Below are 9,495 nucleotides of genomic sequence, written 5' to 3'. Positions count from 1 at the left end.
TCAGGGTTTATTTGATATGCCCGCTTTTATAAAATCTACAAAAGATAATAAAAAACTATATGGAAAGACCGCATTTTGTTTAAAAATATACCTTAAGTTGATGGATGTGTGTAGCGTCCCCTAAATTACTTATTAATCTTCTTAAAAAAATTAATACGAAAGATAATGGCAATACTACCGCTAATATTAATAAAATAGCTTCCATTAAGTAACCCAAGCGCTCATCCCCCTCTTTACCTCCTTTTCAATATATGAAAACAGCGTTGTCACATATGCATGCATTTGCAAAAATAATACACCTATATTTGACAACTTTATAACAAAAACAAATCGGAATGATTATTATTTATTGCAACTTTATTAAAGATGTATTATACTAAGTTCGCAAACTAAAACGTAATTATTCCGTTTTGTATTAAAATGATATTTTTCTTCTATAATTGGGGAAAATATATCCGTAAAAAAGAAAAGAGGAGAACTTCATGCCTAAAAGATTGACTATATTTTCATTCTTACTTATTTTTACCTTAATTTTCGCTGGCTGCTCAAATAAAAAAGAAAGTAATGCCAAGAAAGATGGAAAGCTAACAGTTTATACAACGATTTTCCCACTTGCTGATTTCGCAAAGAAAATTGGTGGCGACTATGTAAATGTTGAAGCAATTTACCCACCTGGTGCAGATTCACATACATTTGAACCAAGTCAAAAACAAACAGTACAAGTTGCAAAAGCCGATTTATTTGTTTATAACGGCGCTGAATTAGAACCATTTGCTGAAAAAATGGAAAAAACATTACAAAAAGAAAATGTTAAAATTGTAAATGCATCTAAAGGTATTGAGCTTCGTGCTTCTACTGAAGAAGAGCATCATGATCATGGAGATGGCCATAAAGAAGATGAACATCATCACGATAAAGACCCACATGTTTGGTTAGATCCTACTCTAGCAATGAAACAAGCAGAAAAAATTAAAAATGCACTTGTAGAATTACAACCTGAACATAAAAAAGAATTCGAAAAAAACTTTGCAGCACTTCAAACTAAATTTACTGATTTAGACGATGGATTTAAGGCAGCTGTAGCGAACGCAAAAACGAAAGAAATTTTAGTTTCTCATGCTGCCTATGGTTACTGGGAACAACGATACGGCCTAAAACAAATTCCTATCGCTGGAATTTCAGCTTCTGATGAACCATCTCAAAAGCAGCTTGCTGACATTACAAAAACAGTAAAAGAACATAATCTAAAATATATTTTATTCGAAACGTTCTCTACTCCAAAAGTAGCATCCGTAATTCAAAAAGAAACTGGTACAAAAGTTTTACGCTTAAATCACTTAGCTACTATTTCTGAAGATGATGCAAAAAATAATAAAGATTACTTCACTTTAATGGAAGAAAACGTAAATACATTGAAAGAAGCAACAAACTAATCCATTATATTTTCTAGGCAGCTGAATCTGTTATTCAGCTGCCTTTTTATGTATTTATCCTTGACTTGACCAAAATAACAAGTAAAATTATCCATATTAGCTTGAAAGCTATATTAATTTAGAAGGTGAGTTGGAATTATGAATCTTCACATTTGTGAAGTAACAGCAAAAAATTGGCGTTCAGTAGTTGCTTTAGACGTCGCAAAAGATCAGCAACAATTTATTGAAAGTAACGCGTTTTCTTTAGCAGAATCATTATATGAAGGAAACGGAACGTCAGTAGGTTTATATGATGGCGAAACACTTGTAGGATACGCAATGTATGGATGGTATTCAGTAAAACATAAAAGTGTATGGCTCGATCGCTTTATGATTGACCAACAATATCAAGGAAAAGGATACGCAAAACGTTTCCTTCGCTTACTTATTCAATTCTTACAAGAAAAATTTGAATGTAAAATAATTTACTTAAGTTTACATCCAGACAACAAACTTGCAATGGGACTGTATGAATCATTTGGTTTCCGCTTAAATGGGGATATTGATGATGAAGGTCCAGTTGTAGGTGTTGTAATGGAGTTACTAATAGACGAAAATACAAGCCTGTGAAAACAGGCTTTTTATTATACAGTCATCAATTTTTAGTTTCTTTCCCTTATTTAATTCTGTTTTGCAATCTAATAGAATGCTCATAAAAAATAAGCCTACAATTTACGCAGACTTATTTCACACACTCCTCGAAATGTTCTTGGAACCACTCTTTATTAATATCTCTTCCGATAAAAACTACTTCACTTACTCGCTCTTCGCCCTCTTGCCACTCTCTATCGTACGAAGCAGCAAATAACGTATGTACACCTTGGAAAACGATACGTTTATCTACTCCGTCTATCGATAAAATTCCTTTGTAACGATATAAATATTCCCCTAGCTCTTGCACGACAGCTGACATCCACTCATTAAGCTTTTGTAAATCCAGCGGACGTTCTTCACGTAATACAAATGATTTCACACCTTCTAAGTGGTTATGTTCTTTATGAGGGTAAATTTGCAACGTATCTCTCGTTTTAAACGTTTGGATTTGTAATAAAGATGGTATATCTACCTCACAGTTAGTCGCCTCAATTAACTTTGCAGTCGGGTTAATTCCTTGAATTTCATGCAAGAGATTTTCTTTCTCATTCTCTTCAATTAAATCTAATTTATTTACTAAAACAACATCAGCAAACGCAATTTGCTCTTTTGCTTCTAATCCTTTTTCAAAATGTTTATGTATATGATAACTATCTACCACCGTTACAACACCGTTAATTTGGTAAGCAGATTGGATGACTGGATCTAAAAAGAATGTTTGAATAATCGGGCCTGGATTTGCAAGGCCAGTCGTTTCAATTACTAAACCATCAAAATCCATTTTCCCTTCTGCTTTTACGTCCAATAACTGTTTTAAAGCAACAAGTAAGTCTTCACGTACAGTACAGCATAAACAGCCATTTGTCATTTCCATAATTTCTTCTTCCACATTCATAATCAACTGATTATCAATGCCAATTTTCCCTATTTCATTTACAATCACCGCTAATTTCTTACCGTGATTTTCTGATAAAATACGATTTAATAATGTCGTTTTCCCCGATCCAAGAAAACCAGTTAATATTGTTACTGGAATCATTTCGTACATCTCCTTATAGCTATATGTTTCTACATTATAACATATGAACACTCCCCCACTTAACAAAGTTTGAAGTGGGGGTTTCTAACGTTTCGACCTAACGGACGATTAACGTCAGGGGAGTTAACACATTAGCGAGCTGTTTCACGCCTAACCCCTCTATCCCATTTGTCCATGCATTTGGAATTACTTTTCGTAAAATGTTAGCCGCAGCATTTACATCTGCATTAATTAAAGTTTTATTTGCTGAACGATATATACCGCGCTTTATTCGTTTTCCTGAAAAAGTTGTATTTTGGTCATTTTCTCCATACGTTGGAATGAAGTCGTTATCCAGAAAACTTGCTTTCGATGTATATGATTCTTCAGTTACAACAACTTGAATGCCTACAGCATTTGCTTTGTATGTAATCATTTGAATCAGTAAATTATGTGGGATATGACAAAACGATTGGTTATTTCTTTTTCCCATATTCGTTTCTTGTTTCCAACTTTTGTTTTGACCAATAACGATTTTACAAACTTCTTCTTCTTGAGCTAGTTTTACGATGTGGTGACTAACTTTATGGAAGACGTCTTTTATTTTCAAGTAACGTTTTTGATGAAGTTTTTCTATCCTTTTAGAAGTAAAAGGTCCTTCATTCGTTTGTTTTCCATTTCTAAGAATGCTTGTAAAATGACTCTTCATTTTGTTGTAATATTGATTTATGCTTTTGACATGTTTGCCCTTAACAAGGACAGGTTTCATACCTGTGTTTGTTACGATGGTTGCAAGGTTATCAATCCCTAAATCAATACTCATATAACGAGCATTCTCTTCAATCATTTGTTGTTCAGAAGGAACATCAATTACCAATTCCACTACATATTCATTGTATTTTGGAATCACACGAACTTGTTTCAGTTTACCTTCAGTGAAACCTAGTTTCCCAATATTTAATTGCAATTTCGTCTTTGGAAACTTTAAAAATCTACCGTTTTTAATGATGCAATCTTGGTTTGTATACAGAATCTCTTTTTCAGAAGAACGAATATACTTTGGAATCCTAGGCATTCCATCATATTTGTTTGGATTCTTTTTATAGTCTTTTAAACTAGCAAAAAAAGATTTCCAATTTTGGAACAAACCTTTCATGATGGACTGGCTACATTGCGTAGGCAAAGCTCGATAATCATTTTGAATCATAGCCTTAAATAGTGCATCTAGAAAGTTGTAATCTACATAAGGTTTTTCAAAATTAGGTTCTGAAAACAAATTACATGTAATCTCTTTCTGTTCTTCTTTAGGCTTTACTTTCTCTTTCTCCAATTTCTTCCGATAGGCAAGACGTTGTGTGTCATTCATCTTCCCAATATTTTTATGAATATTATCCAGAACTTCTTTTTGCAAAGGCTGCAACTCTTTTTCTTGTGTTAATCCAGTGTACACCTGGCGTATATAAAAGTTTGTGGTGTTGTACATATTCTTAGCGTTATGACAACATTCTTGAAAATAAGAATACATACGATGCCCTTTTTTTATCCAGATTTGAAGAGTTTTATAGTTTGATGGATTTTCTTTTGCCATTTTATTCACCTTCTTGTTAAGGATATTATAGCAAAAAAGAACATATGTTTCCATTTTTTCTCAAAAATAAAATATTTCTTTCGATTCACCTCACCACCTTCATTTACGTTTAGAGATGGGAGTCCTCTCGAAAGGCATGATAGAAAAAATCGTTTTTATAGCAAAACATATTTATTGTCTGTACACCTAATTAACTATATAATAATATGTAGTAAGAAAGCCTTTTCAAAACATTATTATTCATCAAGGGGGTACTTATAATGGAGCGAGTTCAAATGGCTGAAACGCTAGAATTTTCTCGTATTATTCAAGGATTTTGGCGTTTAGCAGAATGGAATATGACAAAACAAGAATTACTTTCTTTCATTGAAGATTGTATGGATATGGGAATTACTACTTTTGATCACGCTGATATTTACGGCGCATATACGTGTGAAGGGTTATTTGGCGAAGCTTTACAATTAAAGCCTTCCTTACGAGAAAACATGCAAATTATTACAAAGTGTGGAATCGCTCCCCCATCACCGAAATTTCCAGAACGATATGTTGCTCACTACAATACTAGTACAGAGCATATTATACAAAGTGTAGAAGCATCACTTAAAAATTTACATACAGATTATATTGACGTATTACTTATTCATCGTCCCGATCCTTTTATGGATCCAAATGAAGTGGCAAAAGCCTTTTCACAATTAAAACAAGAAGGAAAAGTTCGTCACTTCGGTGTATCTAACTTCTTACCTTCACAATTTAATATGTTAAATTCGTACTTAGATTTTCCACTTATTACGAACCAAATTGAAGTTTCTGCATTGCAGCTTGAGCATTTTGAAAAAGGAACAATTGACTTATGCCAAGAAAAACGAATCAATCCAATGATTTGGTCACCTCTTGCTGGTGGTGAGATCTTTACTGGTCAATCAGAACGTGCTGTACGTGTACGCGAAACTGTGCAAAAAGTTGCTACTGAGCTAGGTGTTTCTAATATCGATACGGTTATGTATGCTTGGTTACTTGCTCATCCAGCTAATATGATGCCAATCGTTGGCTCTGGTAAATTAGATCGCGTAAAAACTGCCGCTCTTGCTACAAAAGTTAACTTAGACCGTCAACAATGGTTTACAATTTTCGAAAGCTCTAATGGACATCCTGTACCATAATGCATAAAAAGAAGAGCTATTTTCTTACAGCTCTTCTTTTTCATATGTATTTCTAGTCATGGCAAATACACACATATCCCTTAATCCGTTTCCATCTACCGCAACACTCGCACTTTCTAACGTACCTTCTAACTTAAAACCTAATTTCTCAGGTATCGCTCTACTCTTCTTATTTAAAGAATCACAACGAATTTCTACACGGTTTGCTTTCAATTCAGAAAAAGCGTAATCCGTTATACCTTTCGCAGCCTCTACCATATAGCCTTTTCCGCTAAACCTTGTATCAATCCAATATCCGATTTCAAATTGAGGTATATCCCAATTAATACGATGTAATCCGGCTGAAGCAATAAATTCACCTGTTTCTTTCGAAAATACTAGTAATCTTAAATCCTCACGTTGCAAAAATTGAATATGTGATTTTCTAATACTTTCTTCTACTTCTTGCTCTGTTTGCTCTTTTTGTGCAAACACCATCCAAGGTTTTAGTTCTTCTATTGAAGCCTGAATTGCATCATATACAACTTTACCATCTCCTGGTTTCGGCATTCGAATAAAAAGCCTGTCAGTATAAAATTCAGAAGGAAAATCGAATAATAACGGATTCACTGTAAACACTCCCTATATTTCTTTTATATATAATAATATCCATCTCAAGTTATATAGTAAAGAATTTTCTGAATTGAAAACCTTTTACTCATTCACTTCCACCGCTACACGAATTCCAGATTCAATCGCACCTTGAATCCATCCGTGATATAGCGTTGTATGATCTCCAGCGAAGAATATTCTCCCCTCTGGTTTGACAATCGCTGGTTGCAACTCAGATTCTTGACCTGCTTGAAAAAGTGCAAATCCTCCAAGCGCATACGGATCCAATGTCCAGCTTTTTGATATTCCAGATATGAACTCATCATACACTTGACCACCTAATATTGTTGCTAAGTTGTGTAATGCGTAATAAATACGATCACCTTTTGATAAACCATCCCATAACAACGCGTCATAAGACCATGTATAGCTACCTAACATCATAGCCGGTCCTTTCTGCCCAATTCCATAACTTGGATAATAGGCATAACGAATTGGCAAATCTGTTATAATTCTGCCGCCTAATTGTCCTTGTTCTTCCCAAAATCGGCTTTTAAATTGAATTCCTATTTTCGTCGCAGGCATATAATGTAATTCACGAATTGCTTTCCATTTTTCATGAGATATAGAATCAAACGGATCTACTTCTACAAAACGCATTGTCGAAAACGGAATGGTAACAATAACTAAATCTCCTGTAATACTACTATATTCAAAAGTTTCCTCGTTCCGATAGAAAGCTGTCACACCATTATCGTGTTGATGTAGCTTCATTAATTTTTGATTATATATAATATTCTCTTCTAATTGCGGTAAAAATGACTTTGGCAATCTATCGTTCCCGCCCACAATTTCACAAAATCCGCTCTCCTCTTGCATAATGTATAGAAAGCGTAAAGTCTCTACAAACGATCGTTCCAAAAAACCTTCTAAATCTAATAGAACACCAATCATCTCAATTGTTACTGGCGAAAAGTAAGTATTATACTGATAAGGATGATACTTTAAAAATTGCCCAGTAGAGTATCTTCCAAAATCCTTTACTACAACGTCCCAATTTTTTTCTGGGTTCTTTTTTATAAAATTTATAATGGGCTGTACCGCTAACAATAATAATTCCTCTGACGTTTTTCCAACTTCATTCATTTCCACAGGATATCTTAGAATACTTGGATCTTTTTCATATTGTTTTAACGTCGTTTTCCGTCCATTTACGTATATAATATCCGTCTCATTCCTATTAATAAAAGGTCTCACCTGTAGCCCAAATTTTCTTATATATGTCATCGTTAATGTATGCGAATATGGAATCCTCATTGCTCCAACATCTAAATATAATCCGGTATCTTCCATTCTAACCGTTTCTATACGGCCACCTACCCGGTTATTTGCTTCAAAAATTTTCACATCATGTCCTGCAGCCTTTAATAAAGAGGCTGAAACTAACCCAGCCATACCAGCTCCCACTACAATAATCTGTTTTGGGCTTGTCGTCTTATTCAATCCTTTATCTATAACTTTTAACGCTTCATCCATTTCAGTGTTATACATTATATCTTTCTGCACAATTCCACCCCTTACTTCATCAAATGGACGTTAGTGGTTTAGTGCATTTTATTCATACATCCCCATAAACATAACACCATTGCAATTTGAATATTCACTAAAAGTACATAAGAGACAGATCTCACTTTTCTTTATACTTCGTATAATATAGCAACTACAAAGAAGGAGTGGTTAAAAATGAAACATACCTATGACTATGATGCTACAAAAAAACATTTAGAATTAAAGAAACAAAACTTATGTAAAAAACTTAGCAATATGACACTATCTGAAAAAGAACGTGAACAACTAAAACGTGAAATTGACAACTATGAATATATTTTAAATCTAGTCGAAATGAATCATTATGAACGCGGATTTTCTCGTTAAAAGCGGAAATAAGATTATCCGCTTTTCATTTTGAGCATTTCACTACGCATTTTTCATAAGTAAATATATAATAGGATGTACATTAAGATTGAGAGGTATATTCTATGATCAAGTTAAGTGTATTAGACCAATCACCTATTTCAGATGGTAGCACAGCAGCCCAAGCTTTTTCACATACAGTTACGCTTGCACAAGAAGTTGAAAAACTCGGATTCACACGTTTTTGGGTATCCGAACATCATAATTCCGTAAGCTTAGCTGGTTCAAGTCCAGAAATACTTATTTCTCATATTGCCGCAAAAACGGACCGTATTAGAGTCGGTTCAGGTGGTGTTATGTTACCGCATTATAGCCCATATAAAGTTGCTGAGAATTTCCGTGTTCTAGAAGCATTGTATCCGAACCGCATCGATCTCGGTGTTGGTAGAGCTCCTGGTGGTATGCCAATAGCAACTCGCGCACTTCAAGAAGGGAAAATGGTCTCACTTGATCAATATCCAGAACAAATTGCAGACGTTGCAATGTACTTACATGATCAAGTACCAGAAAACCATCACTATGCAAACTTAAAAGCCACTCCAGTTATCCCAACGTCTCCTGAAATGTGGATGCTCGGTTCTAGCGGAGAGAGCGCTAAAATTGCTGCAAACAACGGAGCTTCTTTCGCATTTGCACAATTTATTAACGGCTTCGGAGGCCCTGAAGTTATGAGGGCTTACCAAGAACAATATCAGCCTTCATTTTTAGGAGATAAGCCTAATTCAATCGTTGCCATCTTTGTTATATGCGGAGAAACAAATGAAGAAGCGGAAAAAATTGCTTCTAGTTTAGATTTATCAATCTTATTATTAGAGCAAGGAAAACGAACTACTGGTACACCTTCTATTGAAACTGCTCAAAATTATTCATACAGCGCTTATGATTTATTCCGTATAAAAGAAAATCGTCAACGTATGATTGTTGGTGATCCGTCTTCTGTAAAAGAAAAAATAATAAACTTAAGCAAAGCATACAATACTGACGAATTTATGATTGTCACGATTACTCATCAATTTGAACATAAATTAAAGTCTTATCGCTTATTAGCAAATGCTTTTAATTTATAATTCTAAAAAGAGATGCATCACATGTGAT

At 34.2% G+C, this 9,495-nt stretch carries 9 protein-coding genes; 5 read left to right on the top strand and 4 right to left on the bottom strand.

From position 1 onward, the window contains the following. The first annotated feature begins 482 nt into the window (after positions 1-482). Both MR168_RS22450 and MR168_RS22445 read left to right on the top strand, forming a co-directional pair. A complete protein-coding gene (locus MR168_RS22450) occupies positions 483-1,433 on the top strand; it encodes a metal ABC transporter substrate-binding protein (protein ID WP_001126148.1) in 951 nt (316 codons plus the stop codon). A gap of 138 nt (positions 1,434-1,571) precedes the next feature. Next, on the top strand, positions 1,572-2,042 hold the full coding sequence (locus MR168_RS22445) for a GNAT family N-acetyltransferase (protein WP_001048677.1): 471 nt from the start codon (positions 1,572-1,574) through the stop codon (positions 2,040-2,042). 112 nt (positions 2,043-2,154) lie between these two features. Here the strand turns inward: MR168_RS22445 and MR168_RS22440 are convergent, their stop codons facing one another. Both MR168_RS22440 and MR168_RS22435 read right to left on the bottom strand, forming a co-directional pair. Continuing rightward, on the bottom strand, positions 2,155-3,105 hold the full coding sequence (locus MR168_RS22440; RefSeq protein WP_086412131.1) for a CobW family GTP-binding protein: 951 nt from the start codon (positions 3,103-3,105) through the stop codon (positions 2,155-2,157). Positions 3,106-3,202: 97 nt separating this feature from the next. Then, entirely contained in the window at positions 3,203-4,672 is a 1,470-nt protein-coding gene (locus tag MR168_RS22435; protein ID WP_049107629.1) for an RNA-guided endonuclease InsQ/TnpB family protein, read from the bottom strand. 260 nt (positions 4,673-4,932) lie between these two features. On the opposite strand from MR168_RS22435, the gene MR168_RS22430 reads away from it, so the two are divergent. Then, positions 4,933-5,835 (top strand): aldo/keto reductase, encoded by a 903-nt coding sequence (locus MR168_RS22430; RefSeq protein ID WP_049107628.1) that lies wholly within the window; start codon positions 4,933-4,935, stop codon positions 5,833-5,835. A gap of 24 nt (positions 5,836-5,859) precedes the next feature. Here MR168_RS22430 and MR168_RS22425 read toward each other — a convergent pair whose 3' ends face one another. Both MR168_RS22425 and MR168_RS22420 read right to left on the bottom strand, forming a co-directional pair. After that, positions 5,860-6,444 carry a GNAT family N-acetyltransferase gene (locus tag MR168_RS22425; RefSeq protein ID WP_001068736.1) on the bottom strand — a complete coding sequence of 195 codons (585 nt, stop codon included), beginning with the start codon at positions 6,442-6,444 and terminating at the stop codon, positions 5,860-5,862. An 84-nt stretch (positions 6,445-6,528) separates the two neighbouring features. Further along, the gene (locus tag MR168_RS22420; RefSeq protein ID WP_001168130.1) at positions 6,529-7,992 is read right to left on the bottom strand and encodes a flavin monoamine oxidase family protein; all 1,464 of its coding nucleotides are present in this window, start codon (positions 7,990-7,992) and stop codon (positions 6,529-6,531) included. A gap of 177 nt (positions 7,993-8,169) precedes the next feature. On the opposite strand from MR168_RS22420, the gene MR168_RS22415 reads away from it, so the two are divergent. After that, entirely contained in the window at positions 8,170-8,361 is a 192-nt protein-coding gene (locus MR168_RS22415; RefSeq protein WP_000683359.1) for a DUF3896 family protein, read from the top strand. Positions 8,362-8,465: 104 nt separating this feature from the next. After that, positions 8,466-9,467 (top strand): LLM class flavin-dependent oxidoreductase, encoded by a 1,002-nt coding sequence (locus MR168_RS22410; RefSeq protein WP_000594045.1) that lies wholly within the window; start codon positions 8,466-8,468, stop codon positions 9,465-9,467. Positions 9,468-9,495 lie beyond the last annotated feature (28 nt).

The sequence above is a fragment of the Bacillus cereus group sp. BfR-BA-01356 genome (genome assembly GCF_022663635.1).
GTDB classification, from domain to species: Bacteria; Bacillota; Bacilli; order Bacillales; family Bacillaceae_G; genus Bacillus_A; species Bacillus_A cereus.
Note: the sequence above shows the minus strand (reverse complement) of the source record. Positions and strands in the feature narration are given on the sequence as shown.

What these genes read in the sequence shown, in the direction of transcription:
- MR168_RS22410 (WP_000594045.1), top strand. Translation starts at nt 8,466, where the DNA reads ATGATCAAGTTAAGTGTATTAGACCAATCACCTATTTCAGATGGTAGC.
- MR168_RS22430 (WP_049107628.1), top strand. Translation starts at nt 4,933, where the DNA reads ATGGAGCGAGTTCAAATGGCTGAAACGCTAGAATTTTCTCGTATTATT.
- MR168_RS22450 (WP_001126148.1), top strand. Translation starts at nt 483, where the DNA reads ATGCCTAAAAGATTGACTATATTTTCATTCTTACTTATTTTTACCTTA.
- MR168_RS22415 (WP_000683359.1), top strand. Translation starts at nt 8,170, where the DNA reads ATGAAACATACCTATGACTATGATGCTACAAAAAAACATTTAGAATTA.
- MR168_RS22435 (WP_049107629.1), bottom strand. Translation starts at nt 4,672, where the DNA reads ATGGCAAAAGAAAATCCATCAAACTATAAAACTCTTCAAATCTGGATA.
- MR168_RS22445 (WP_001048677.1), top strand. Translation starts at nt 1,572, where the DNA reads ATGAATCTTCACATTTGTGAAGTAACAGCAAAAAATTGGCGTTCAGTA.
- MR168_RS22440 (WP_086412131.1), bottom strand. Translation starts at nt 3,105, where the DNA reads ATGATTCCAGTAACAATATTAACTGGTTTTCTTGGATCGGGGAAAACG.